The sequence below is a fragment of the Streptomyces sp. NPDC052012 genome (assembly GCF_040689265.1).
Taxonomy (GTDB): Bacteria; Actinomycetota; Actinomycetes; order Streptomycetales; family Streptomycetaceae; genus Streptomyces.
Genome location: NZ_JBFAXA010000005.1, coordinates 16,451 through 40,550 on the forward strand (window position 1 = coordinate 16,451; position 24,100 = coordinate 40,550).

Annotated in this window: 26 protein-coding genes; 15 read left to right on the forward strand and 11 right to left on the reverse strand. The window is 73.2% G+C overall.

Annotated elements, in window-relative coordinates; translation table 11 throughout:
- Nucleotides 1-119: 119 nt before the first annotated feature.
- The 8 genes from AB0412_RS11630 to AB0412_RS11665 all read left to right on the forward strand — a co-directional run bounded on the left by AB0412_RS11630 (nucleotide 120) and on the right by AB0412_RS11665 (nucleotide 9,113).
- Nucleotides 120-512: an STAS domain-containing protein gene (locus tag AB0412_RS11630; protein ID WP_366402350.1), complete on the forward strand. Its 393-nt coding sequence runs from the start codon at nucleotides 120-122 to the stop codon at nucleotides 510-512.
- Nucleotides 513-766: 254 nt separating this feature from the next.
- Nucleotides 767-1,666 carry an STAS domain-containing protein gene (locus tag AB0412_RS11635; RefSeq protein ID WP_366402351.1) on the forward strand — a complete coding sequence of 300 codons (900 nt, stop codon included), beginning with the start codon at nucleotides 767-769 and terminating at the stop codon, nucleotides 1,664-1,666.
- A complete protein-coding gene (locus tag AB0412_RS11640) occupies nucleotides 1,663-2,082 on the forward strand; it encodes an STAS domain-containing protein (RefSeq protein ID WP_366402352.1) in 420 nt (139 codons plus the stop codon). The genes AB0412_RS11635 and AB0412_RS11640 overlap by 4 nt, the downstream gene beginning before the upstream one ends.
- On the forward strand, nucleotides 2,082-2,522 hold the full coding sequence (locus tag AB0412_RS11645; RefSeq protein ID WP_366402353.1) for an anti-sigma regulatory factor: 441 nt from the start codon (nucleotides 2,082-2,084) through the stop codon (nucleotides 2,520-2,522). The genes AB0412_RS11640 and AB0412_RS11645 overlap by 1 nt, the downstream gene beginning before the upstream one ends.
- Complete coding sequence (locus AB0412_RS11650) at nucleotides 2,522-3,583, forward strand: ATP-binding SpoIIE family protein phosphatase (RefSeq protein WP_366402354.1); 1,062 nt, start codon at nucleotides 2,522-2,524, stop codon at nucleotides 3,581-3,583. Before AB0412_RS11645 ends, AB0412_RS11650 begins: the two co-directional genes overlap by 1 nt.
- Complete coding sequence (locus tag AB0412_RS11655; protein WP_366402355.1) at nucleotides 3,580-5,376, forward strand: SpoIIE family protein phosphatase; 1,797 nt, start codon at nucleotides 3,580-3,582, stop codon at nucleotides 5,374-5,376. The genes AB0412_RS11650 and AB0412_RS11655 overlap by 4 nt, the downstream gene beginning before the upstream one ends.
- Nucleotides 5,377-5,443: 67 nt before the next feature.
- Nucleotides 5,444-6,808: an NAD(P)/FAD-dependent oxidoreductase gene (locus AB0412_RS11660; RefSeq protein ID WP_366402356.1), complete on the forward strand. Its 1,365-nt coding sequence runs from the start codon at nucleotides 5,444-5,446 to the stop codon at nucleotides 6,806-6,808.
- A gap of 49 nt (nucleotides 6,809-6,857) precedes the next feature.
- Nucleotides 6,858-9,113: an FUSC family protein gene (locus AB0412_RS11665; RefSeq protein WP_366402357.1), complete on the forward strand. Its 2,256-nt coding sequence runs from the start codon at nucleotides 6,858-6,860 to the stop codon at nucleotides 9,111-9,113.
- A gap of 177 nt (nucleotides 9,114-9,290) precedes the next feature.
- Here AB0412_RS11665 and AB0412_RS11670 read toward each other — a convergent pair whose 3' ends face one another.
- The 5 genes from AB0412_RS11670 to AB0412_RS11690 form a co-directional block, all read right to left on the reverse strand.
- Nucleotides 9,291-9,719: a hypothetical protein gene (locus tag AB0412_RS11670; protein ID WP_366402358.1), complete on the reverse strand. Its 429-nt coding sequence runs from the start codon at nucleotides 9,717-9,719 to the stop codon at nucleotides 9,291-9,293.
- A gap of 48 nt (nucleotides 9,720-9,767) precedes the next feature.
- A complete protein-coding gene (locus AB0412_RS11675) occupies nucleotides 9,768-10,604 on the reverse strand; it encodes a DUF1206 domain-containing protein (RefSeq protein WP_366402359.1) in 837 nt (278 codons plus the stop codon).
- An 85-nt stretch (nucleotides 10,605-10,689) separates the two neighbouring features.
- Nucleotides 10,690-10,950 carry a DUF5133 domain-containing protein gene (locus AB0412_RS11680; RefSeq protein ID WP_366402360.1) on the reverse strand — a complete coding sequence of 87 codons (261 nt, stop codon included), beginning with the start codon at nucleotides 10,948-10,950 and terminating at the stop codon, nucleotides 10,690-10,692.
- Nucleotides 10,951-11,005: 55 nt separating this feature from the next.
- Complete coding sequence (locus AB0412_RS11685; protein ID WP_366402361.1) at nucleotides 11,006-11,890, reverse strand: SigB/SigF/SigG family RNA polymerase sigma factor; 885 nt, start codon at nucleotides 11,888-11,890, stop codon at nucleotides 11,006-11,008.
- Nucleotides 11,891-12,087: 197 nt separating this feature from the next.
- Nucleotides 12,088-12,531, reverse strand: coding sequence for an ATP-binding protein (locus AB0412_RS11690; protein ID WP_366402362.1), 444 nt, complete (start codon nucleotides 12,529-12,531; stop codon nucleotides 12,088-12,090).
- 148 nt (nucleotides 12,532-12,679) lie between these two features.
- Between AB0412_RS11690 and AB0412_RS11695 the strand changes: the two genes are divergently transcribed.
- The 3 genes from AB0412_RS11695 (at nucleotide 12,680) to AB0412_RS11705 (ending at nucleotide 15,175) form a co-directional block, all read left to right on the forward strand.
- Complete coding sequence (locus tag AB0412_RS11695; RefSeq protein WP_366402363.1) at nucleotides 12,680-12,901, forward strand: hypothetical protein; 222 nt, start codon at nucleotides 12,680-12,682, stop codon at nucleotides 12,899-12,901.
- A 104-nt stretch (nucleotides 12,902-13,005) separates the two neighbouring features.
- Nucleotides 13,006-14,478 carry an ornithine decarboxylase gene (locus AB0412_RS11700; RefSeq protein ID WP_366402364.1) on the forward strand — a complete coding sequence of 491 codons (1,473 nt, stop codon included), beginning with the start codon at nucleotides 13,006-13,008 and terminating at the stop codon, nucleotides 14,476-14,478.
- A 241-nt stretch (nucleotides 14,479-14,719) separates the two neighbouring features.
- Entirely contained in the window at nucleotides 14,720-15,175 is a 456-nt protein-coding gene (locus tag AB0412_RS11705; RefSeq protein ID WP_366402365.1) for a cyclic nucleotide-binding domain-containing protein, read from the forward strand.
- Between the two features lie 9 nt (nucleotides 15,176-15,184).
- On the opposite strand, the gene AB0412_RS11710 is transcribed toward AB0412_RS11705, so the two are convergent.
- Together AB0412_RS11710 and AB0412_RS11715 are read right to left on the reverse strand one after the other, a co-directional pair.
- On the reverse strand, nucleotides 15,185-16,477 hold the full coding sequence (locus AB0412_RS11710; protein ID WP_366402366.1) for an MFS transporter: 1,293 nt from the start codon (nucleotides 16,475-16,477) through the stop codon (nucleotides 15,185-15,187).
- A 70-nt stretch (nucleotides 16,478-16,547) separates the two neighbouring features.
- Nucleotides 16,548-17,165, reverse strand: coding sequence for a LysE/ArgO family amino acid transporter (locus AB0412_RS11715; RefSeq protein WP_366402367.1), 618 nt, complete (start codon nucleotides 17,163-17,165; stop codon nucleotides 16,548-16,550).
- 70 nt (nucleotides 17,166-17,235) lie between these two features.
- Here AB0412_RS11715 and AB0412_RS11720 point away from each other — a divergent pair, with 70 nt between their 5' ends.
- Complete coding sequence (locus AB0412_RS11720; protein WP_366402368.1) at nucleotides 17,236-18,132, forward strand: LysR family transcriptional regulator ArgP; 897 nt, start codon at nucleotides 17,236-17,238, stop codon at nucleotides 18,130-18,132.
- Between the two features lie 29 nt (nucleotides 18,133-18,161).
- Here the strand turns inward: AB0412_RS11720 and AB0412_RS11725 are convergent, their stop codons facing one another.
- A complete protein-coding gene (locus tag AB0412_RS11725) occupies nucleotides 18,162-18,893 on the reverse strand; it encodes a TetR/AcrR family transcriptional regulator (RefSeq protein WP_366402369.1) in 732 nt (243 codons plus the stop codon).
- 166 nt (nucleotides 18,894-19,059) lie between these two features.
- Here AB0412_RS11725 and AB0412_RS11730 point away from each other — a divergent pair, with 166 nt between their 5' ends.
- Nucleotides 19,060-20,280 (forward strand): saccharopine dehydrogenase C-terminal domain-containing protein, encoded by a 1,221-nt coding sequence (locus AB0412_RS11730; protein WP_366402370.1) that lies wholly within the window; start codon nucleotides 19,060-19,062, stop codon nucleotides 20,278-20,280.
- Nucleotides 20,281-20,407: 127 nt separating this feature from the next.
- Complete coding sequence (locus AB0412_RS11735; RefSeq protein ID WP_366402371.1) at nucleotides 20,408-20,659, forward strand: WhiB family transcriptional regulator; 252 nt, start codon at nucleotides 20,408-20,410, stop codon at nucleotides 20,657-20,659.
- A 93-nt stretch (nucleotides 20,660-20,752) separates the two neighbouring features.
- Here AB0412_RS11735 and AB0412_RS11740 read toward each other — a convergent pair whose 3' ends face one another.
- Nucleotides 20,753-21,202 (reverse strand): DUF6098 family protein, encoded by a 450-nt coding sequence (locus AB0412_RS11740; protein WP_366402372.1) that lies wholly within the window; start codon nucleotides 21,200-21,202, stop codon nucleotides 20,753-20,755.
- 112 nt (nucleotides 21,203-21,314) lie between these two features.
- Here AB0412_RS11740 and AB0412_RS11745 point away from each other — a divergent pair, with 112 nt between their 5' ends.
- Nucleotides 21,315-21,668: a DUF488 family protein gene (locus tag AB0412_RS11745; protein ID WP_366402373.1), complete on the forward strand. Its 354-nt coding sequence runs from the start codon at nucleotides 21,315-21,317 to the stop codon at nucleotides 21,666-21,668.
- Between the two features lie 10 nt (nucleotides 21,669-21,678).
- Here the strand turns inward: AB0412_RS11745 and AB0412_RS11750 are convergent, their stop codons facing one another.
- Both AB0412_RS11750 and AB0412_RS11755 read right to left on the reverse strand, forming a co-directional pair.
- Nucleotides 21,679-23,352, reverse strand: coding sequence for an FAD-binding dehydrogenase (locus AB0412_RS11750; RefSeq protein WP_366402374.1), 1,674 nt, complete (start codon nucleotides 23,350-23,352; stop codon nucleotides 21,679-21,681).
- Nucleotides 23,353-23,369: 17 nt separating this feature from the next.
- Nucleotides 23,370-24,011, reverse strand: a complete 642-nt coding sequence (locus tag AB0412_RS11755; RefSeq protein WP_366402375.1) for a TetR/AcrR family transcriptional regulator — start codon at nucleotides 24,009-24,011, stop codon at nucleotides 23,370-23,372.
- Between the last annotated feature and the right edge of the window lie 89 nt (nucleotides 24,012-24,100).

Genomic DNA, 24,100 nt, shown 5'->3' on the forward strand with positions numbered 1-24,100 from the left:
GCGCGACGGGGAGGCATGAGACGGCGATCAGGGGGTACGCGCGGCTGCGCGGTGACACGCGACCGGCAGAGCCTGACCACCCCCCGTGCCCTGGCCGTCAGTATTCGTTGGAGGTACTCGTGCCCATTGCCCAGAACCCGCTGTCCGTCGAGGTGACCCTGCCTCGGGACGACGTCGCCCTGCTGAAGGTGCAGGGATACCTGGACATCGACACCGCGACCGAGTTCCAGCACCACCTGGCGAACCAGCTGCATCACGGCCGCCGGCACTTCCTGCTCGACCTGTCGGCGGTGCCCTTCATGGACTCGTCCGGCATGAACATCATCCTGCGCGTCTACCAGGAGGCCCGCGAGCTGCCGGGGAGCGTGCACATCATCTCCCCCACCGCCGCGGTGCGCCGCATATTGGACCTGACCGGTGTGAGCATCACCGTCCCGGTGTCGGAGAGCCTCGAGGAGGCGCTGCAACGGGTCGACCGGCCGCAGGAGGTCGCGCCGGAAGGCGAGGTCTGAACACACCGGGCGACAGGCGCCGATCGCGCGGCCCGGGGCCGGTGAGCGGAGCACGGCCGACGGCCGCCCGCCACCGGCCGTCGCGCTGTCCGCGCACGCCCGCCGTGCCGGGCCCCACCGTGGGGGTGCCCGTCCGGGATCCGGTGTCCTGCGAGGTCGGAGCGTCGTTAAAGTGGGCGCCCGGCAAGGTCACATCGCCGTCTCGTTGCCTGGAGCGGGCTCGGCGCGACGCAACGATGATGAGGAGAGAACAGGTGCCGGAGCACGAAACGGGCGGATCGCCCGGAACCCCGACGCCCGAGGTCGCGGACTTCCTGCGCCGCCGAAGGGAGCAGATCGCCCAGCGCTGGGCGGACGAGCCCCTGTTCCGTACGGTGTTCACCGTCTCGCGGGACGAGGCGGTGGAAGCGGGCAAGGCGGTCGTCGACGCGCTGGCCGAGGTCGCCGACGCCGGGCGGGTCGAGGACCCGGACGCCGCCGGATTCAGCGGTGTGCGCGAGCAACTGGCCCGGATGGGTGCGGCGCGCTCGCGGGCCGGACTGTCCGTCACCCAGGTGTCGAGCGAGCTGTCCGCGCTGTGGCCGCCGGTCGAGAACCTCCTCCTCGCCGACCTCGACCAGGCACCGCCCGAGCAGGTGCGGACGTGCTCGATCACGCTGAGCAGACTGCTGGGCACGCTGCGTCTGGTGGCCATGCAGACCGCGCTGAGCGAGAACCAGGCCCTCATCGACCGTCAGCGGATGCAGCTCCTCGAGGTCGCCACGCCGGTGATCAAGCTGTGGGACGGCATCGTGGCGGTCCCGCTGATCGGCACGCTCGACAGCGCCCGCAGCCAGGTGGTGATGGAGACGCTGCTGAACGCGGTCGTCGACCAGCACGCCCGGTTCGCGATCCTCGACATCACCGGCGTGCCGACCGTGGACTCGCTGGTGGCCCAGCATCTGATGAAGACGGTCGCGGCGGCCCGGCTGATGGGCGCGGAGTGCGTGGTCTCCGGTATCCGTCCGGCGATCGCCCAGACCATCGTGCACCTGGGGCTCGACCTCGGTTCGGTGCTCACCCGGGCCAGCCTCGCCGACGCGCTCGGCTACTGCCTGCACCAGCTGGGCGCGGACATCGTCGACGCGACGCCGGGCGGTGCGAACCGGCGGTGAACGAGTCGTTCCCCCGCCACGTGGCGGGACATGTTCCGGTCCTCCGGCTCGGCGACGTCCTGCTGGTCACCCTCCAGGGCGACCTGTACGACAGCACGGCGCAGCAGCTGCAGCAGGACCTGTCCGAGACCATCGCCCACAGCAGGGTCACCGGAGTGGTCATCGACATCTCCGGCGTGGAGGTCGTCGACTCCTTCCTCGGGCGGGTGCTGGCCGAGATCGCGGCGCAGGCCGAGCTGCTGGCCGCGCGGACCGTGGTGGCCGGTATGCGCCCGGCCGTCGCCATCACCCTCGTGGAACTCGGCCTGACGCTGCCGGGACTGCGGACCGCGCTCACCACCGAGGCGGCTCTGGAGCTCCTCGACCGGCCGATCGTCACCCCCCGCTCCGGCGGCCTGCGCCAGGAGAGTCCGTGATGCACACTGCCGCGGGCGTCGAGGCCTGCTTGCCCATCCGGTCGGACATGGACCTGGTGTGGGTGCGCCAGCACGTGCGGCAGGCCGCCGCCCTGCTCGGCTTCGGCCTGGTGGACCAGACCAAGCTGGTCACGGCTGCCAGCGAACTGGCGCGCAACACCCTGGTGCACGGCGGGGGCGGCCAGATGGAGGCGGCCCGGGTGTCGGCCCGCGGTGCCGACGGACTGCGGCTGACGTTCAGCGACAACGGGCCGGGCATCGCCGACCTCGAGCGGGCGCTCAGCGACGGCTACACCTCGGGCGACGGTCTCGGGATGGGCCTCGGCGGCGCGCGCCGTCTGGTGCACGACTTCGAGGTCGAGAGCAGTCCGGGAGCGGGCACCACGGTGCGGGTGACCTCATGGGTGACACGTCCGCCGCGACCGCGTGAGGAGTCCTGATGCCGCGCGTGAGGTACGTACCGGTGCAGGACTCGACCCGGGTGCGGGACGTCCGGGTCGCCGCGGAGAGCGCGGCGGCCTCGGCCGGGCTCGACGAGCGGCGCACCGCGGCCGTCTCGCTGGTGGCGACCGAGCTGGCCACCAATCTCCTGAAGCACGCGCAGGGCGGCGAGGTGCTCATCGAGGTGGTCGATCCTCCCCTCCTGCGGGAGACGCCCGCCTCGCGGTCGGTGCAGATAGCCGCGATCGACCACGGGCCGGGGATCGCCGACGTGGCCGGCGCGCTGCGGGACGGGTTCACCACGACCGCCTCGCTCGGTGCGGGCCTCGGCACGTGCCGCCGCCTCGCCGACGACTTCGGGCTGCACAGCGTCCCCGGCCGGGGCACGGTGGCGGTGGCCCGCATCGCCGACACGGACACACCGCGCACCGCGGACACCCCGGCGGGGCCCGGCGTGCGCGCGGGGGGTGTCAACATCCCCTACGCCGCGGCCGACCAGTCGGGGGACGACTGGGCCTGGGTGCGGTCCGGGGACCTGTTCACCCTGATGCTGGCCGACGGTCTCGGCCACGGCGCCGCCGCCGCCCGTGCCTCGTCCGCCGCGGCGGACGCGGTGCGCCGGCGGCCCCATCTCCCGCCCGCGGAGGCGCTGCGCCGGCTGCACGAGGCGCTGGGCGGCACCCGGGGCGCGGCCGTGGCGGTGGCCCAGCTGGACCTGCGAGCGGGGCGGCTGCGGTTCGCCGGGATCGGCAATGTGGGCGCACGGCTGCGCGAGGGCGACCGGTGGCGCGCGCTGCTGTCCCGGCCCGGCATCGTCGGCGTGCACCGGCCCGGCACCCTGCGGGAGGACGACGTGCCCTGGTCGGACGAGAGCCTTCTGATCCTGCACACCGACGGACTGCCCAGCCGTTGGTCGCCGCCGTCCGACGGGGTGCTCACGGCAACGGATCCGGCCGTGACGGCCGCCGTGACGATACGCGACGCCGGGAGTTCCGCACGACCGGTGCGGGACGACACCGCTGTGGCCGTCATGACCCCGACCCCGCCGGACCGCCCATGACCCGTACCTGGCGCATCACCACCGTCACCGACGCCGCTCGTGCCCGGATCGCGCTCGCGCGGCTGGCCGCCGTCTCGGGCCTGCCCGCCGTCGAACGCGCCCGGCTGGCCAGTACGGTCAGCGGACGTCTGCGGCAGTGCCTCACCAAGGGCGGCACCTGGCTGCTCACCCTGGACACGTCCCGCTCGACCGCCGGGACGGCGCGGCTGCACGCCGTGCTGACGCCGCCGGCGGACGCCGGCGCCGACGGCGAGCCGCCGTGGGAGGTGACGGTGTCCTGGCCCGAGGCGGGCGGGGCGTCCGCCGTCGGCTCGGTGCCGGCGGATCCGGCCGGCCCGGCGGATCCGCCGGCCCTCGCGGAGGCCCTGCTGGGCGCCGACGAGGACACGGCCGTCGTGCTGGACAAGCTCGCCGAGCAGGAGGAACTCGTCGCCTTCCACCGGGAGGAGCTGCACCAGACCAACCAGGGCGTGCTGGCACTGCACGCCGAGCTGGACGCGGCCGGCAGGGCACAGCGGGAGGCGTTCGCCGCCGAGCGCGCGGCACGCACCGAGGCGGAGAACGCCCGCCACCGGCTGACGTTCCTCGCCGACGCGAGCGCGGTGCTGACCGCCTCCCTCAATCACGAGGAGATCGTGCGCCGGCTGCCGGAGCTGCTGGTGCCGACCTACGCCCGCGATGTCGACGTATGGCTGTTCGACGACGAGGACGATCCGCGCGGACCGACGTCCCATCCGGCGGCGGCCGTGCGGGCCGTGCGCACCGGACGGCCCCAGTACGCGGCCGATCATCCCGGCGGGCTGCCCGGCGTCGACGACCATCCGCCGTCCGCGCTGTCGCCCACCCGGCCGCTGCTGTGCGTTCCGCTGCTGACCCGGCGGGCACCGCTGGGCGTGCTGACGCTGTCACCGCCCGGTGAGCGCTGGGACCCGGACGACGCCGTCATGCTGATCGAGCTCGCCCGCAGGGCCGGCATCGCCCTGGACAACGCGCGCCGCTTCGAGCACAACCGCGACATCGCCGAGACGCTGCAGCGCGCGCTGCTCACCGAGCTTCCGGCCACCCCCGGGCTGAGCCTGGCCGCGCGCTATCTGCCGGCCACGCACGGCCTGAACATCGGCGGTGACTGGTACGACGCCTTCCGCCAGCCGGACGGCAGCCTGATCACCGTCATCGGCGACGTCACCGGGCACGGGCTGCACGCGGCGGTGATGATGAGCCAGCTGCGCACGGCGCTGCGCGCCTACGCCGTGGACGGCGGCAGCCCCGGCCGGCTGCTGACGCGGCTGCACCGGTTCCTGCACCATCTCCAGCCGGATCTGTACGCCACCGCCGTCATCGCGCGTCTCCATCCCGACGAACCGACCCTGACGTGGGCCGCCGCGGGGCATCCGCCGCCGGTGCTGCGGCTGCCCGACGGGCGGGTGCGCACCCTGGACGCCAAGCCGGGCGCGATGCTCGGCATCCCGCTGCGGCAGGACATCGCCGACCACACCGAGCGCCTGGAGCCGGGGTCGACGCTGGCGCTGTACACGGACGGTCTGGTGGAGCGGCGCGCGCAGGGCATCGACCCGGGCATCGAACGGCTGGCGGCGGCGCTCGGCTCGTTCGGCTCGCGGGAGCTGGAGGCGGACCTGGAGGGCTCGGCGGACCGGATCCTGCGTCCGCTGCTCAGCGACTCCGAACGCGACGACGACGTCTGCCTGCTGCTGTGCCATCTGCACGACCGATCGATTCCCGGTGCGCTCCGGCCCTCGGGCGGGCATCGTGGTGCTGAACAGGGGCACGAGTAGGGCGTCGGCGTTCGGGCAGATCGTCTGCAGCCGTAGAGCGCCGCCGGCCGCAGAAAGGGAGAACACCGTGACTCGACCCAGGATTCTCGTGGTGGGTGCAGGCTTCGCCGGTGTGGAGTGCGTGCGCCGGCTGGAGCGCAGACTCGCTCCGAACGAGGCCGACGTCACCCTGGTGACGCCGTTCTCCTACCAGCTGTACCTTCCCCTGCTCCCCCAGGTGGCCTCCGGCGTGCTGACGCCGCAGTCGATCGCCCTGTCGCTGCGGCGCAGCAAGAAGTACCGCACGAGGATCATCCCCGGCGGTGCGATCGGTGTGGACCTGAAGGCCAAGGTCTGCGTGATCCGCACCATCACCGACGAGATCGTGAATGAGCCGTACGACTACATCGTGCTGGCCCCCGGAAGCGTCACCCGCACCTTCGACATCCCGGGGCTGACCGACCACGCCTTCGGCCTGAAGACCCTTGCCGAGGCCGCCTACATCCGCGACCACGTCATCTCGCAGCTGGACCTCGCCGACGCCAGCCCCGATCCTGCCGAGCGCGCCGCGCGGCTGCAGTTCGTGGTGGTCGGCGGCGGCTACGCGGGCACGGAGACCGCCGCCTGTCTGCAGCGGCTCACGCACGCCGCCGTCAAGCGCTACCCGCGGCTGGACCCCCGGCTGATCAAGTGGCATCTGATCGACATCGCGCCGAAGCTGATGCCCGAGCTGGGCGAGAAGCTGGGGCGCAGTGCGCAGGAGATCCTCACCCGGCGCGGGATCGAGATCTCGCTGGGCGTCTCCATCGAGAAGGCCGGTCCCGAGGAGGTCACCTTCACCGACGGCCGGGTGGTCCCGACCCACACCCTGATCTGGACGGCCGGCGTGGTCGCCAGTCCCCTCATCGCGACGCTGGGCGCGGAGACCGTCAAGGGACGCCTCGCGGTCACGGCCGACATGTGCCTGCCGGGCTACGACGGCGTGTTCGCGCTCGGCGACTCCGCCGCGGTGCCGGACATGGCGAAGGGCGACGGCGCCGTGTGCCCGCCGACCGCGCAGCACGCGCTGCGGCAGGGACGGCACGTCGCGGAGAACGTCATCGCGACGCTGCGCAACCAGCCCAAGCGGCCCTATGTGCACAAGGACCTGGGGCTCGTCGTGGACCTCGGCGGCAAGGACGCGGTCTCCAAGCCGCTCGGCGTGGAGCTGCACGGCCTGCCCGCGCAGGTCGTGGCCCGCGGCTACCACTGGTCGGCGCTGCGCACCAACGTCGCCAAGACCCGGGTGATGACCAACTGGCTGCTGAACGCGGTCGCCGGGGACGATTTCGTGCGCACCGGCTTCCAGGCCCGCAAGCCCGCCAAGCTGCGGGACTTCGAGTACACCGACGCGTACATGACGCCGGAGGAGGTGCGGGCCCACGTGGAGGCGGCGGGCCGGCCGGCGCGGTGAGGCGCCGGCACCGGCATCCGTACGCGGCTCCCGGTCGGCCGGCGACGGCGTGAAGGCGGCGGGACGGTCGGTGCGGACGCGGCTGCGGGACCGGGTCGCGGCGTCCGATCCCGGGCTGCTGCGGCTGACGGCCGGGCTGCGCACGGTGGGCGCCATCGCGCTGACGCTGGCGGTCCTCGCCCCCACCGGGACGGACATCACCCATCTGGTGGCCGGGGCGATGGCGTCGATGGTGGCCACGTTCGCCATCCGGGAGAAGCAGCGCCGGGCCCAGGCGGTCACGCTCGCCCTGGGGCTGCCGGTGGCGCTGGTGTCGGTGTCGCTGGGTGCCGTGCTGAGCGAGCGGCTGATCATCGGGGACGTCTTCTTCGTCGCCCTCATCTTCAGCGCGGTCTACGGCCGCCGGTTCGGCGACCGCGGCACCGCGCTCGGGCTGATCGGCTTCCAGGTCTACTTCGTGTCGCTGTTCGTCGGTGCCTCGACCGGACAGCTGCCCGGTCTGTGGGCCGTCACGGCCGTCGCGTTCGCGTGCAGCGCGCTGGTGCGGTTCGTGCTGGTGCCGGTGACGCCCACGGGCCTGCTCGGGCGGTTGCGCGAGGCCTTCCGCGCCCGGCTGGCCCAGCTGGTCTCCGCGCAGCTGGCGCTGCTGGACGCGAGTGCGGAGGACCCTCAAGGCATCGACAAGGCACTGGAGGAGGTCCGCGCGGGCACCGCGCGGCTGCACGAGACGGCGCTGATGATCCAGTCCCGGCTGGAGGAGGGCACGCGGGACGAGGCCACCGCGCGACTGGTGCAGCGGCGTATCGCGGACGCCGAGATCGCCGCCGAGCGGCTCGGTCTGGTGCTGCTGTCGGCGCGCAGCGCCGAGCGGGCGGACACCCTGACGCTGCATCTGCCGGGAGCGCCCGCCCCGGAGGTGGGCCGGCTGCCCGGTCCGGAGGAGTCCACCGCGCTGGTACGCCGTGACCTGATGGCGTTGCGCGCGCTGGTGCTGCGGGCCGGGGGCGGGGCGGCGGAGACGGTGCTGAAGCAGGTGCGCAACCGGCTGCTCGCCTACCGGGAGGAGGAGAACCTGCCGGCGGCGTCCCGGGCGGTGCAGGACGTCTTCCGGGCCATCGGCGAGGCGGCCCGTGCGGTGATGGGGCTGCGGATCGCCCTGGAGGGCCCGCAGGAGGAGGCGGACGAGACTCCGGAGACGGCGCGTTCCCGGGAGGAGCTGGACGCCGAGGACGCCGCGATCGACGCGGAGCAGACGGAGCAGGCCGAGGAGCCGAAGGGGCTGCAGCGGCCGACGACACGGGCCGCCGTGCAGGTCGCCGTGGGTTCGACGCTGGCCATCGTCGGCGGGGAGCTGATCTCGGCGCACCGCTGGTACTGGGCGGTGCTCACCTGCTGGATCGTGTTCCTCAACACCGCCTCGACGGGCGAGATCCTGGTCAAGGGCTACCGGCGGCTGCTGGGCACGGTGTTCGGTGTGGTCGCAGGCATCCTGCTGGCCGGGCTGGTGGGGCGGCACACCGTGACGGCGTTCGCTCTGGTGCTGGTGCTGATCTTCGCGATGTTCTACACGGCGCCGCTGTCGTACACGCTGACGTCGTTCTTCGTCACGGCGATGCTGGGGCTGCTGTACACGCTGCTGCACACCTACAGCTGGGAGGTGCTGGTGCTGCGGGTGGAGGAGACGGCGCTGGGGGCGGCGTGCGGGGTGGTGGCGGCGGCGTTCGTCCTGCCGGTGAAGACGGACCGGCGGACGAACGAACTGCTGGGCACGGTGCTGGAGCGGCTGGCCGGTGTCACCGAGGCGGCCGTGGGCCAGCTCAGCGGCGGTCCCGCGGACGATCTGCTGGACAAGGCCCGTGATCTCGACCAGGCGCTGGGCGACTTGCGCGGCGCCGTCCAGCCGCTGACCCACCCGGTCACCCCGCTGCGGGCCCGGCGCAACACGGCCCAGTACGTGGTCGCGCTGCTGGAGACCTGCGCGTACCACGCGCGCTCGCTCGCCGCGACGGCCGAGCTGCTGCCGACCCACCCCTCCATCGCGGCGGACCCGCGGTTGCGCGGGGCGGCGGCGCGCACGGTACGCAACATCGAGGCCATCGCCGCCCGGGTCGAGGACGAGCACGCCGGCACGAGGATCGAGACGGGCCCGAGCATCGCCTCCCTGCTGGGCGGCGCCGACGGGGACGCCACGGCCCGCTACGGCCGGATCACCACCCGCGTCCTGCGCCACCTGGAACGCCTGGACGAGGCGGTGGTGGGCCTGGCCCGCCCCCTGGGCGTCCCGGTGTCGACGCCGGACCGCTGAGGAGGCCGTCCGGGCGGACCGGCACCGCACCACAGAGAAGCGCGTCCGGGCGGACGGCACCGCACCGCAGAGAAGCGCGTCCGGGCGGACCGGCACCGGACCGGGCGAGCCGGCGTCGACCTGGCGAGCCGGCGCAGGCGCCGACCCTGCCAGTCGCCGGTCCGGCCCGGCGGCGGGTCAGAAGTCCGTGGGCAGGCCGCTCGCCTCGGCGATGCCCCGGAGTTCCTCGTTCTGCTGGTGCCGTTCTCTGATGTAGGCGGCGATCTCGCCGAGCCGGGAGGGGTCGTTGGCGGTCGCGGCGTCGGTGACGACCCGGACCGGTCCCGTCTCGTCGACCTCCAGCTCGACCACCTCGTTGTCGAGGCGGCCGGTGACGGCGGTCGCGATGACGAGGGCGGCCTCGTCGCGGATCTCCTGGGGCAGTTCGTCGTCGCCGCCGTCCAGCGCGACGTCGAGGCCGGACAGGCGGTGTTCCTCGATCGCCCTGAGGACCGGCTCCACGACACGCAGCAGAAGCCGGTAGTCCTCGGTGTCCATCCGGATGCGCAGGAGGTCGAGGTAGACGTCCACGGGCCGGCCGTCCGGCGGAATCTCGGATTCGCTCATCCGTCCCGTGTTCCCCGGATCCGGCAGGCCTATACGGAACGCGTGGTGTCAGACCCGCCGCCAGCGGGCCAGCGCGAAGGAGAACACGCCGAACAGCACGAGGCCCGCGGCCACGCAGACCAGCAGCCACGGGCCGAGCGGGGTGTCGGCGAGGCTGCGCAGGGTGTCGTCCAGGCCCTTGGCCTCGTCCGGCTCGTAGGCGATCGCCGCCCGCACGGCGAAGACTCCGGCCGCGGCGAACACCAGGCCGCGCGCCACGCCGCCGCCCACTCCGGTGACGTCGACGAGGCGGCGCGCACCGGGGCTGAGCTCCCCCAGCCTGAGCTGCCTGTGGTACGTGCGGCGTGCCGCCCGTACGCCGATCCAGACACCGGCGCCCACGATCACCAGCCCGGCGGCTCCCACGAGCCACTGTCCGGCGGGCGCCTCCATGACGCGGGCCGTGGCGTCCCGGGACTGCCGGTCGCTCGACCCGCTGCCGTTGTCGCGGTCGGCGGCGAAGGCCAGCACGGAGTACGCGACGAAGACGTAGAACACGAACCGTGCGACCGCCAGCAGCCGCTTGCGCGCACTGCGTCCGTCCTTGCCGACCGAACCGAACACCGCCTCGGACAGCCGCCACAGGGCCATGCCGACGAGTCCGATGCCGAGCGCCCACAGCAGCAGCGCGCCGAAGGGCCGGTCGGCCAGCTCGGCCAGGGCCCCTCCCCGGTCCGCCTGCCGCCCGGTGTCGCCGAAGGCGATCCGCAGGGCCAGAACGCCGACCAGCAGGTAGATGACCCCCCGGGCGGTCAGCCCCGCCCGTGCGGCCCCCTCCATCACCGAGCCGTCCGCCGCCCGCCGGGCGCCGGCCCGCCCCCTCCATGCCAGTGCTCGTGTGTTCATGCAACCTCCCGGCACTGCGGATGCCCCGGCTGCACGGGCACACACCCGCAGGGGGAAGGGGACCGGCCACCCGGCGGCGGTGGGCTCAGCGGGTGACGGTTCCGGGGGGCGCGGCTCCGGCGAGCCACCGGTGTGCCGTCTCCAGCGCCTGGCGCACATCGCGGGTGCCGGTGGACACGCAGAGGGTGTAGGCCAGGTCGCTGATCCGCGCGCTCGGCACGACCGGCGCGTGCGGAGCCTGCGAGGCGACTTGCGGGGCGTGCGGCGCGTGCGGGGCGCCGCCCGCCAGCAGCGCCTCGTACTCGTCGACGAGCCGGCGCAGCACGGAGGGATGAGGCTTCAGCATCGGTCTCTTTCCTGGTGCGAGGGGATCGACGGGTCCGAGGGGGCGGAGCCCGCCGTCACGCCGACGCCGAGTGCCCGCGGGTCTGCCCGCCAGGGCCGCCGGGGCCGCCCCGACCGCCGCCTCCGCCCCGCTCCCCCAGCGCCTCCGCGCGCACGCGGGCGCAGCTGCGGCTGATCAGGCGCGAGACGTGCATCTGGGAGATGCCGAGCCGGTCGGCGATGCGGCTCTGGGTCATGTCCTCGAAGAACCGCATGTAGAGAATGGCGCGCTCGCGTTCCGGCAGCCGGCGCAGTCCCTCCTTCGCCGATTCGCGGTCGACCACGACGTCGTAGGAGGCGTCGGAGGAGCCGAGGGTGTCGGCGAGGCTGTAGCCGTCGTCGTCGGAGGACAGTTCGGCGTCCAGGGACAGGGTGCTGAAGCTCTCCAGCGCCTCCATCCCGGTGCCGACCTCCTCCTCGGTCAGGCCCGTGTGGGCGGCGATGTCCGCCACGGAGGGTTCGGGGCTGCCCGGGTTCTGGGTGAGCTCGCGCCGGGCGATGCGCACCTTGTTGCGGAGTTCCTGGACCCGGCGGGGCACGCGCAGCGCCCACATGCGGTCCCTGAAGTGGCGCTTGACCTCGCCCGTGATGGTGGGCACGGCGTAGCTCTCGAAGGCGCCGCGGCTCGGGTCGAAGCGGTCGATGGCCTTCACCAGGCCGAGCGCGGCCACCTGGCGCAGGTCCTCGACGGACTCGCCGCGGTCGCGGAAACGGCCGGCGATGCGGTGCGCCATGGGCAGCCACGCGGTGACGAGTTCGTCGCGGACGGCATCCCGTTCGGGACCGTCCTCCAGGGTCGCCAGCCGGGCGAAGAGGGCCGCCGTGTCGGGGGCGTCGTCGTGACGCCTGCGGGTGGTGGCGGCCGTGGTGTCGGGGCGGTCGGTGGGCGTGTCGATCAGCATGCGTTTTCGCTCCCGAGCGGTGGTTTTTGGGGTTCTACCGCGGGACGGGTGGCCGAATGGACGCCCGGAGGCTCCACAGCGGCCATACCTGTCCCGCCGGCGCGCCTCCGGTCCGAAGCACGACACTCCGAATGCCCTGCCGCCCTGGGAACAAACTCCGCTTCGCGGCGCAATCCGCCGCGAGTCGCGGGCGGGGCTCAGGACAGCGGCACCTCGGCGGTGATGCACTTGCCGCCCGCGGGCAGGTCGGCCACCCGTATGTCGCGGGCGAGCCGGCAGACGATGGGCCAGCCGTGACCGCCGGGGCGACGGCCCCGCCGCCGCTCGGCCTCCGGCACGGCCACGGGCAGCTCGTCGCTGCGGTCGCTCACCGAGACGCGTATCCCGGGGCCGGTGACGTCGACCCGGACGTCGGTGACACCGCCGCCGTGCAGGATGGCGTTGGTGGTGAGTTCGGAGGCCACGAGCAGGGCGTCCGCCAGCGCGTCGGTGTCGCAGGGGGTGTGCGTGGCGCGGCAGCGTTCGGACACCGCCCGCTGCACGGCCTGCCGCACGTCGCACGGTCGGTAGCCCGCCGGCGGGGCGGCCCGGGCGGCGCCGGGCGGTTCGGCAACGGGTTCGGTGGTGTGCTCCTCACGCATCCTTCGGCTCCCTGTCGATGCGGAAGGTCCTCGACTCGAACGGTCGAGCCCTCCCCTTCCGGCTCACCTGCGCCCGTACGGGCAAACCTCCGGGTGTGTTTCCTCGGTACATGTCATCCCGATGGCGGACGGGGGTACGCGGAGAGGCATGACGGACGTTGTGGACTCGGACGAACTGCTGCGGCGCATCCAGCGGGCGCGGGCCTGCGCGGCGCGGGAGGAACGGGCGTGGCAGGCCAGGGGTGTGGAGGTCGCGCAGGCGGATCCGGGCGCGGCGCGCGAGGCGGAGGTGCGCAGCGTCGCCTACGACGTGGTGCTGCGGGTGCTGGACGAGATCCTCACGCCGGGCAAGCACCCGGTCCAGGACTGACCGGGCCGGCTGCGATCCGCTCGGTCAGGGCCGATCGGGCGGTCCCGGGCGCCGGTGCGGGACCCGGCTGATTGGCGGGGAGCGGCTGCGGGCACCCGAGGGACATGACTGCCGATCACAGCCGGGCACCGGTCCTGGAAGCGCTGGAGGAGTATCACCGCAGGGGGCGGCTCGGGTTCACGCCGCCGGGGCACAAGCAGGCGCGCGGTGCCGATCCCGCCGCCCGTGAGGTGCTCGGGGACGCGGTGTACCTGGGCGATGTGCTGGCCTCGGGCGGCCTGGACGACCGGCTGACCCGCGGGCGCGTACTGCAGCGGGCCCAGGAGCTGATGGCCGACGCGGTCCACGCGGAGCACACGTTCTTCAGCACCTGCGGCAGTTCCCTGTCGGTCAAGGCGGCGATGCTGTCGGTCGCCGGGCCGCACGAGAAGCTGCTGATCGGGCGGGACGCCCACAAGTCGGTGGTGGCGGGTCTGATCCTGTCCGGCATCGAGCCGGTGTGGGTGGAGCCCCGGTGGGACGCCGAGCGGCACATCGCGCATCCGCCGTCGGCCGCGGAGTTCGACCGGGCCTTCGACGCCCATCCGGACGCCCGTGGTGCCCTGGTCACCAGTCCCACGCCGTACGGCGCCTGTGCCGATCTGCGGTCGGTCGCCGAGGTGTGCCACCGGCGTTCGCGTCCGCTGATCGTGGACGAGGCCTGGGGCGCGCATCTGCCCTTCCATCCCGACCTGCCGTCCTGGGCGATGGACGCGGGCGCCGACATCTGTGTGACCAGCATCCACAAGATGGGCAGCGGTCTGGAGCAGGGCTCGGTGTTCCATCTGCGGGGCGATCTGGTGCCTCCGGCGCTGCTGGGGATGCGCGCGGACCTGCTGGGCACGACCAGCCCGTCGGTGCTGATCTTCGCCGGGCTCGACGCCTGGCGGCGGCAGATGGCGCTGCACGGCAAGGAGCTGCTGGGGTCCACCCTGGAGCTCGCGGCCGAGGTCCGCGCCGCGATCGAGGAGATCGACGGCATGCACGTCCACGACCGCGGCGACTTCTGCGGCCCCTCCCTGGCGGACGACTTCGACCCGCTGCCCGGCGTCATCGACGTCAGCGGTCTGGGGATCACGGGGTATCAGGCGGCGGACTGGCTGCGTGAGCAGCGGGCCATCGACGCGCACCTCGTGGACCACCGTCGTATCGGCGCGCAGATCACCCACGGCGACGACCGGGAGACCACCGGGGAGCTGTTGTCCGCGCTGCGGGACCTGGGGCGGGCCGCGCGGGAGCTGCCCGCGGCGCCCAGGGTGGAGGTGCCGCCGCCGGACGAGCTGCGGATGGAGCAGGCGCTGCTGCCGCGGGACGCGTTCTTCGGCCCGGCCGAGGACGTTCCGGTCGGTGAGGCCGCCGGACGTGTCGCGGCGGAGATGATCACGCCGTATCCGCCCGGGATCCCGGCGGTGCTGCCGGGCGAGCGGCTCACCGAGCCCGTGCTGCGCTATCTGCGCACCGGGATGGACGCCGGCATGCATCTGCCGGATCCGACGGACCCCGAGCTGAACACGGTGAGGGTCGTGGTGCCGGAGTGAAACAGGTCACGTGACCCGGTTCCGGTGCGGGGAAACCCCCACTGATGGTTTATCGTTCATCCATACGTGGTGATGGGGTCGACGCAGGTCCCCCGTACACCACCGTTTGCCGCCCTGGCTGGTTTCCCCCGTCCAGCCAGGGCTTTTTTCTGTCCGCCGAGGTGCCACGGACGGCGGCAGCGGCTGAAATGGGCGTAGGGGAAGCACCGGAACCGAATGCCCCGGCGAGGAGCTGCGCCTCATGACCAAAGCGATCAAACTCCTGACCGCCCTGCCCCCGCCGCAACGGCAGCGCCTGATGACGCTCGCGCGGGAGGTGTCCTTTCCGGAGGACACCCGGATCTTTGAAGCGGGAGGCACCGCGGACCGGTTCTGGGTCATCCGCTCCGGCGCGGTCTCCCTCGACCAGAAGGTCAACCAGCTGCACCGGGTCGCGGTCGCGAGCCTCGGCGCGGGCGACATGCTCGGCTGGTCCTGGCTGTTCCCGCCGCACCAGTGGGACTTCGGCGCCCAGGCGTTCAGCCCCGTGCGCGCCTACGAGTTCGAGGCCGCCGCCGTGCTCCGGCTGTGCGAGGAGGATCCGCAGCTCGGTCTGGCCCTGGTGCGCAACGTGGCCGAGATCCTCGCGTACCGGCTGGAGATGACCCGGGGCAAGCTGATGGAGCAGTACGCGATGCACCGGCGGGGAGCGCTGTAGCCGGCCGGGTCACACCCGGTACCGGCGCAGTGCGGGCATCGCGGCCGCCAGCGCCAGCATCACCACGACGACCAGGGCGCCCCCGCCCGCGACGGCCGCGCGGGTGCCGAAGGCGGAGCCGGCCGTGCCGTGCAGCAGGTCGGCGAGGCGGGGGCCGCCGGCCACGACGACCGTGAAGACGCCCTGCATCCGGCCGCGCATCTCGTCCGTCGCCGCGGAGAGCAGGATCGCCCCGCGGAACACCATCGAGACCATGTCGGCGACGCCGGCCACGGCGAGGAAGGCCACGGCGAGCCAGAGGCTTCCGCTGAGCCCGAATCCCGTGATGGCCAGGCCCCAGACCACGACCGACCCGATGACCATCCAGCCGTGCCGGCGGGCCCGCGAGAACGTGCCGGAGAACAGCCCGCCCAGCACCGCGCCGACGGGGATCGCGGCGAACAGCAGCCCCAGCGCGAAGCCCTCGCCGTAGGGCGCGAAGGTCTCGGAGGCCAGTTGCGGGAAGAGGGCGCGCGGCATGCCGAGCACCATGGCGACGATGTCGGCGAGGAACGACAGCAGCAGCACCGCGTGCCCCGAGATGTAGCGGAAGCCCTCCGCGATCTCCCTCAGGCCCGCACGACGCGCCGTCGTGGCCTTGAGGGGCGGCAGGGCGGGCAGCCGGTACACGGCCCACACGGTGACGCACAGCGCCAGGGCGTCGATGAGGTACAGCTCGGCCAGCCCGATCACGGGGATGAGCGCACCGGCCAGCAGCGGTCCGGCGATCTGCCCGGTCTGCATGACGGTGGAACCCAGCGCGTTCGCGGCGGGCAGCTCGTCCGCGGGGACCAGGCGGGCCACGGAGGCGCTGCGGGCCGGGGCGTTCAGTCCCCAGAACGCCTGCTGCACCGCGAGCAGCACCATCAGCACGGCCACCGACTCGGTCCCGGTGACCGCCTGCAGCCAGAACAGCAGCGAGGTCACGGCGATACCGCTGTTGGTGATCAGCAGCAGCTTGCGCCGGTCCATCGCGTCGGCGATCGCCCCGCCCCACAGAGCGAACACGATCAACGGCAGCAGGCCCGCGAGGCTGGCGGTGCCCACCCAGGCGGAGGAGCCGGTGATGTCGTAGATCTGCTTGGGCACGGCGACGGCGGTGAGCTGGCTGCCGACCGCCGTGACGATGGTGGAGGTCCACAGCCGGCGGTAGGCCGGGCGGCGCAGCGGCCGGGTGTCCATGGCCCAGCGGCGTCTGCGGGCACCGCCGCTCGGTGCGGGCTCCTCCGCCTGGCGCTCGGCACTGCTCTCGCTGGTGTCCACGACCGTCCCGTTGGTGATTACATCTACCTGGCCGGGGACAGTGTCGCAGCCGCTCCGCACCGGCCCGCCGTCAGGCTCCGGCGATGAGCGTCACCCCGAGGACGATCATGGTGGCGGCCACCAGTGCGTCCACCACCCGCCAGGCGGTCGGCCGGGCGAGGAAGCGGCTGAGCAGCCGGGCGCCGAAGCCGAGCGCGGCGAACCAGCAGACGCTGGCCAGCACCGCGCCGAGGCCGAAGGTCCAGCGCAGCGAGCCGTGGTCGGCGGCGACCGAGCCGAGCAGGAACACGGTGTCGAGGTACACGTGCGGATTCAGCCAGGTCAGTGCCAAGCAGGTGAGCACCGCCCGTCGGCGCGAGCTCGCCGCCTCGCCCTCGCTCACCAGACCCGTAGAGGCCGGCCTGAGGACCCGGCGGGCGGCGAGGGCGCCGTAGCCGAGCAGGAACGCGCCGCCGATCCAGGCCACCGCGGTCAGCGCGCCCGGCCACGCCACGACCACCGCGCCGACCCCGCCGACGCCGAGGGCGATCAGGGCCGCGTCGGACAGCGCGCAGATGCCGACGACGGCGAGCACCGCGTCGCGGCGTATCCCCTGGCGCAGGACGAAGGCGTTCTGGGCACCGATGGCGACGATGAGCGAGAGACCGGTGCCGAATCCGGCAGCGGCGGTGGCGAAAGCGCTGGTCATGACGGTGACGCTACGAGCCGGACAGCGATGCAGTCCAGCTAAAGATTCTTACGTAGCATTAGCTCTCGTGATGAACGACCTGCCCCTGGACCAGGTGAGGACCCTGCTCGCGGTGGTGGACGAGGGGACGTTCGACGCGGCGGCGGCCGCGCTGCACGTCACGCCCTCCGCCGTCAGCCAGCGGGTGAAGGCGCTGGAGCAGCGCACCGGCCGGGTGCTGCTGCTGCGCACCAAGCCGGTGCGGCCGACCGAGTCGGGCGAGGTGCTGGTGCGGCTCGGCCGCCAGGTGGCCCGGCTGGAGCGGGACGCGTACGGGGAGCTGGGACTGAGCAGCGCCGGGGAGCCGACCCGGGTGGCGGTGGCGGTGAACGCGGACTCGCTGGCGACCTGGTTCCTCGAGGCGCTCACCCGCGTACCGCCGCGGCTGCGCCTGTGTTTCGACCTGCGCCGCGAGGACGAGGCCCATACGGCCGCGCTGCTGCGCGAGGGATCGGTGATGGCGGCGGTGACCTCCTCCCCGGAGCCGGTGCCGGGCTGCTCGGTGCGGCATCTGGGGCGGATGCGCTATCTCCCGGTGGCGAACCCGCGGTTCGCCGAGCGGTACCTCGCCGGGCCGCCTGCCGAGGTGGTGCCCGAGGCGCCGGTGGTGGTGTTCGACCGCAAGGACGACTTCCAGGACGGCTTCGTCCGCAGGCTGACCGCCGGACGCGCCGAGGCCAGCGCGAGCCGCCACTTCGTCCCCACGTCGGAGGGCTTCGCCGAGGCGGTCGCCGCGGGCCTCGGCTGGGGCATGGTCCCCGAGGCCCAGGCGACACCCCTGCTGCGCGCCGGCCGGCTCACGGTGTTCGCGCCGGGCCGGGAGGCCGAGACCCCGCTGTACTGGCAGCAGTGGAAGCTCGACTCCCCCGCGCTGACCGCCGTGGCCGAGGCGGTCACGTCCACAGCGGCACGCGCACTGCGCCGCTAGGCGTATCGGACGTCTCGGGGCAGGCGGGACTACGCGGCTCCCTGGGGAGTGTCCGAGGCAGGCGTCTCGTCGAGGCGGTGGGCCGCGCTGTCCAGGAGCATCTCCAGGGCCGTCGGATAGGCGCTGGTGACCATGCGGGTGGCGAGCAAGGGGGCCGCTTCGGCGATGCGGGGGTGGGTGGTGGCGGGGAGACGGGCGTAGGTGGAGCGCCACATGTCTTCGTCGGCGCGCAGGGCGGCGCTGGGCAGAGCCAGCGAGGCGGCGTCGAGGGCGGCGAAGGCCAGGGTCGTGTCGATGAAGGCGTGGTAGACCCGGACCGTCTCCGGCAGCGGGAAGCCCGCCGTGCGCAGCACGTCCAGGACCGCCTCGTCCGCGGCGAGCTCGTGGGCGCGGCCGGTGACCCGGGAGGCGGTCAGCACCGCCGCCTGCGGATGGGACACGTAGGCCTCGTGGATGCGCAGGCCGATGCTCCGCAGATCGGCGCGCCACTCCCCCGTCGGCCGCCAGCCCCGCAGCGCCCGGCCGATGAGCGCGTCGCCGATCGCCAGGGTGAGGTCGTCCATGCCGCGGAAGTACCGGTAGAGCGTGCTCGGGTCGCAGTCCAGGGCGAGGCCCAGGCGGCGGGCGGTCAGTCCGGCGCTGCCGTGTTCGCGCAGCAGGCGCAACGCCGTCCCGACGATCAGCTCCTCGGACAGGACCTGTCCGCTCCTGGTGGGCCGGCGCCGCCGCCGCTTCTCCTCGGGCACCACCGGTTTCGCCAACGCCGCCTCCCGTCGTCCCGGACCTCGGAGCCCTGGGTCTCCGGAGTTCCGTCCTTATGCCAACACCATTGACCTTACGTCGCCGCCGCCCGTTGTATCTCCCTCGAGGGGCCCCTCGTCTCATCCGGCGTTTTCATGTGGTGAAGGAAGAAAGGGAGTGCGCGTCATGCGGGTACTGCTGGTGGGCGCGGGCGGAGTGGGCACGGCGATCACGCGGATCGCCGCCCGGCGGCCGTTCTTCGAACAGATGGTGGTGGCCGACTACGACCCGGCCCGCGCCGAGGCGGCGGTCTCCGCCCTCGGCCAGGACGCCGCCCGGTTCCGGGCCGAGCGGGTGGACGCCGGTGACGAGGCGCAGGTGACGGCCCTGCTGGAGAAGTACGGCTGCGACGTCCTGCTCAACGCCACCGACCCGCGGTTCGTGATGCCGCTGTTCCGGGCCGCGCAGGACTCCGGTGCCACCTATGTCGACATGGCGATGTCACTGTCCCGGCCCCATCCCGAGCGGCCGTACGAGGAGTGCGGGGTCAAGCTCGGCGACGAGCAGTTCGAGCGGGCCGCCGAGTGGGAGAAGGCGGGCGCACTCGCCCTGGTCGGCATGGGTGTGGAGCCCGGGCTGTCGGACGTCTTCGCCCGGTACGCGGCCGACGAACTCTTCGACGAGATCGAGGAGATCGGCGTCCGGGACGGCGCGAACCTCACCGTCGAGGGGTACGACTTCGCACCCTCGTTCAGCATCTGGACCACCATCGAGGAGTGCCTGAACCCGCCGGTGGTCTACGAGTCGGGCCGCGGCTGGTTCACCACCGAGCCGTTCAGCGAGCCCGAGGTGTTCGACTTCCCCGAGGGCATCGGCCCGGTGGAGTGCGTGAACGTCGAGCACGAGGAGGTGCTGCTGGTCCCGCGCTGGGTCGACGCGCGCCGGGTCACCTTCAAGTACGGGCTGGGGCGGGAGTTCATCGACACGCTCAGGACGCTGCACCTGCTGGGGCTGGACCGGACCGAGCCGGTGACCGTGCCGAGTGCGCGGGGGCCGGTGGAGGTCTCGCCCCGGGACGTGGTCGCCGCGTGCCTGCCCGACCCGGCGACGCTGGGCGAGCGGATGCACGGCAAGACCTGCGCGGGCACGTGGGTGCGGGGCGTACGGGACGGGGCCCCGCGCGAGGTGTACCTCTACCACGTGGTCGACAACCAGTGGTCCATGGCCGAGTACGGGTGCCAGGCGGTGGTGTGGCAGACCGCCGTCAATCCGGTCGTGGCCCTCGAACTGCTCGCCGGCGGCGCCTGGTCCGGGACGGGTGTCCTCGGCCCGGAGGCGTTTCCGGCCCGGCCGTTCCTGGACCTGCTGACCGCGTACGGCTCCCCCTGGGGCATGCGCGAGCAGTGACCTGAGCGCCACGGGGTGGCAGGAGGCGCTGTTTCACCACCGGTCGACAGGTGACCCGAGAAGGAGCAAGGCATCCCCGGGGGGTTCCGAGGGATGCGTCTCCCACTCCGATCGCAGGTGACTTTCGATGGACAACTGGCGGAACCGTGCGGCCTGTCGGGACGAGGATCCCGACCTCTTCTTCCCGATCGGTACCACCGGCCCGGCCCTGGTGCAGACGGAGCAGGCCAAGTCGGTGTGCCGGCGCTGTCCCGTACGGCAGCAGTGCCTGGACTGGGCGCTGGAGACGGGGCAGTCCATCGGGGTGTGGGGCGGCACGAGCGAGACGGAGCGCCGTGCGCTGAAGCGGAGGGCGGGCGCACGGCGCGGCTCCGGCTGAGCGAGCCGCGCCGGCGGGCCCCCGGCGGCCGGTCCGGCGTACGCCTCGGCGGCCGGTCCGGTGGCGCCCTCAGCTGCCGATCCGGTGGCGCCCTCAGCTGCCGATCCGGCGCAGTGGCCCCCAGGGGTTCTCCTGGCGGGCCACCTCCGCCTTCGCCTCCTCGATGACCCCGGGGGCGATCCGGCACAGCGGGCGGACGTCCGTGACGAGCGGCTCATTGTCGGGGCCACGCCCCGCCTCCCGGCCCGCCAGCACCCAGGGGCGTACGCCGGGGCCCTTCTCGTGCGGAAGATGGGCGTAGTCGTGCAGCCTGCGGGCCACCCACAGCCGTGTCGGCCGTCCGTCCCACCAGCGCTCGACGTCCAGCGGGTTGGCGGACAGTCCGGGCATGGACACGCCCGTGAGGTCGTCGGTGCTGGAGACGGCCCGCAGATCGGTCGCCGGCCCCTTGGACCAGCGGACGTAGAGGCCCCGCTCACGCTCGACCAGAGCGGTGAGATCGTCGAGCGTCGCGACGACCGGCAGTTCGCCCGAGCCGGTCATGGTGTCCTCCTCTCCCCCTGTCGTCCAGGACGTCCGGCGCGGACGTCAGGCGAACGGGGTACCCGCCCGATGCGAGAGAAATCGGCGGGAGAGCACCGGAAAGGGGCCGATCATGAGCGTGCGGGTGCGCCGCGTCTACGCATCGCCCGAGCCGGACGACGGCGTCCGTGTCCTGGTGGACCGGCTGTGGCCACGCGGTCTCGCGAAGGACGCGGCCCGGATCGACGAGTGGCCCAAGGGCCTGACGCCGTCGACCGAGCTGCGCCGCTGGTATCACGCCGACCAGGGGTCGTACGAGGAGTTCCGCGAGCGCTACGAGGCGGAGCTCGCCGCCCCGGAGGCGGCGGAACTCCTCGAGCACGTCCGTGAGCTCGCCGCGAAGGGCCCCGTGACGCTGCTGACCGCCTCGAAGGACCCGGAGCACAGTCACGCGGCGGTCCTGGCCGGGCTGCTCGCGCGGAGCTGACCTCAGGCTGTCAGGCTGTCTGCCGGGCTGCCGCGCGGCCCGCCGCACGGCCCGAGAAGAGGCAGCCGCCGAGGAACGTGCCCTCCAGGGCGTTGTAGCCGTGGACGCCGCCGCCGCCGAAGCCGGCCACCTCGCCCGCCGCGTACAGGCCCTCCACGGGCCGCCCGTCGGTGCCGAGGGCGCGGGAGTCGAGGTCGGTCTGGATGCCGCCGAGGGTCTTGCGGGTGAGGATGTGCAGCTTGACGCCGATCAGCGGGCCCGCGGCGGGGTCGAGGAGCCGGTGCGGGGTGGCGACGCGGCCGAGGCGGTCGCCGATGTAGCGGCGGGCGTTGCGGATGCCCTGCACCTGGGCGTCCTTGGCGTAGGGGTTGGCCAGCTGGAGGTCGCGGGCCTCGATCTGGCGGCGGACGGTGGCGGCGTCGAGGAGGGGCTTGTCGGTGAGGGCGTTCATCTTGTCGACGAGCTGCTCCAGCGTCGGGGCGGTCACGAAGTCCGCGCCCTTGCGCAGGAAGGCGTCCACGGGGCCGGGTGCCCCCTTGCCGAGGAGCCTTTCGCGCAGGAAGCCGGCCCGGTCCTTGGCGGTGATGTCGGGGTTCTGCTCGGAGCCCGACAGCGCGAACTCCTTCTCGATGATCTTCTGGGTGAGGATGAACCAGGAGTGGTCGTATCCGGCGATGTCCTCGGTGGTGCGCAGGTGTTTCAGGGTGCCGAGGGTGTCGTAGCCGGGCAGGCAGGGCTCGGGCAGGCGGCGGCCGAGGGCGTCGAACCACAGGGAGGACGGGCCGGGCAGGATGCGGATGCCGTGTCCCGGCCAGATGGGGTCCCAGTTCCGCAGGCCCTCGGTGTAGTGCCACATGCGGTCACGGTTGACCAGCCGGACGCCCGCGCGTGCGCTGATGTCGAGCATCCGTCCGTCGACGTAGGCGGGGACGCCGGTGACCATCTCGCGGGGCGGGGTGCCGAGCCGTTCGGGCCAGTGGCGGCGGACGATGTCGTGGTCGGCGCCGATGCCGCCGCTGGTGACGATCACGGCCTGGGCGGTGAGCTCGAACTCGCCGATCGCCTCCCGGTTGGAAGGGGCACCGCGGGGTGCGTCGTCGGGGGCCAGGACGGTGCCGCGCACGCCACGGGCGGTGCCGTCCTCGATGACCAGTTCGTCGACGCGGTGGCGGTGGTGGAAGGTGAGCAGTCCTTCGCTCGCCGCCTGCTCGGCGTACCGGACGAAGGGCTCGACGACGCCGGTGCCGGTGCCCCAGGCGATGTGGAAGCGCGGGACGGTGTTGCCGTGCCCGTCCGCGCGGAGGTCGCCTCGTTCGGCCCAGCCGACGGTCGGCAGGAACGTGATGCCGTGACCGTCCAGCCAGGACCGCTTCTCCCCGGCCGCCCACTCCACGTAGGCCCGCGCCCAGCGCACCGCCCAGGAGTCCTCGTCGTCGAGCCGGTCGAACCCGGCGCTGCCCTGCCAGTCGCTCCAGGCGAGCTCGAAGGAGTCCTTGATGCCGAGGCGCCGCTGCTCCGGGGAGCCGACGAGGAACAGTCCGCCGAAGGACCAGAAGGCCTGTCCGCCGACGTTGGCGGCGTTCTCCTGGTCGACGAGGGCGACCCTGCGACCCCTGCTGGTCAGTTCGTGGGCCGCGACCAGGCCCGCGAGACCCGCTCCGACGACGATGACGTCCGCATCCATGGCGAGCAGTCCCTTCCTCATCCGCGCCCGCGCGGGGCCGGTTCGGCGCTGCCGTCGGTGAGCAGCGCGGTCAGCAGTTGTTTCAGCCAGGCGCGGGCGCCCGCGACGTCCCGGTCCAGCAGCAGTTGGGTGGTGACGCCGTCGTACGCGGCGACCACGGCGTGCGCGGCGCTGTCCGCGTCGCCGAGGGCCGCGGGCAGCGCGGTGTGTCCCCGGGCGCGGGCCAGCCGGTCGGCGATGGCTCCCCGCAGCCGCGCCCGGTGCTCCAGCAGGGTGCGCGCGACCTGCGGGTCGCGGGCGGCGTGCACCAGGAAGTCCGTCTTGACCAGCAGCCAGTCCCGGTCGAGCAGCAGCACCGCGGTGACACGGTCCACGGCGGCGGGGACGTCGAGGTCGGGGCCGTCCTGGGCGAGGGCCGTGGAGACCTGCTGGGCGATCAGTTCGGCGCGCTCCGCGTACAGGGCGAAGAACAGCTCGTCCAGGTTGGAGAAGTTGGAGTAGAAGGCGCCTCTGCTGTACCCGGCGGCCTCGCAGACCTCCTCGATGGAGACGTGCCCGAAGCCCTTGGCCGCGAAGACGGAGAACGCCGCCCGGAGGAGGTTCGCGCGGGTGCGGGCGCGGCGTCTGGTGACGCGTCCGGTCGTGCCGCCGGTCTCCATGGCCCACCTCCGTTCGATACGTGAACGTATTCGATACACCGATGTATCGGAAGGGGCGGGGAACGCCTTTCTCGCACATGATCGATCTA